General features: G+C 69.6%; 1 pseudogene. It reads right to left on the bottom strand.

Features of this window, described 5'->3' with window-relative positions:
- Window positions 1-437: pseudogene (locus AC0IZJ_RS28350) on the bottom strand (heme utilization protein); the annotation flags it as partial.

Here is a 437-nt window from a genome sequence, read left to right as displayed (position 1 = left end):
TCGGTCTCGATGGCGGCGAGCTGGGCGGTGGAGAGCGCGGCGGCCTGAGCGGAGTTCAGAGCCGCGACCTGGCTGGATGTCAGCGCATCCATGTCGCCGGCCGTCAGGCCCTTGACCTGGAGCGTGCTGAGCGAGGCGATCTGCGCGGTGGACATGGCGCCCACGGCGTCACTGGCCAGCGCACCGACTTGGTCGGAAGACAAGCCGCCGAGGGCCGCGGTGGTCACGGCACGCAGGTCGGCCGTTTCCAGCTTGGCGAGTTGAGCGGTGGTGAGTGCACCGAACTGGCCGGAGGTCAGCGCGGCGAACTGGGCCGTGCCCAGTGCGTTCAGGTTCTCGGTGGTCAGGTTGTCCAGCTGGGTGCTGGTCAGGGCCTGGACCTGGCCGGAGGCCAGCGTGCCGAACTGGCCGCTGCTCAGACTGTTCAGGTCGGCGGT

This window comes from Roseateles sp. AC306 (genome assembly GCF_979253795.1).
This window is presented reverse-complemented; position numbering and strand designations above follow the sequence as displayed.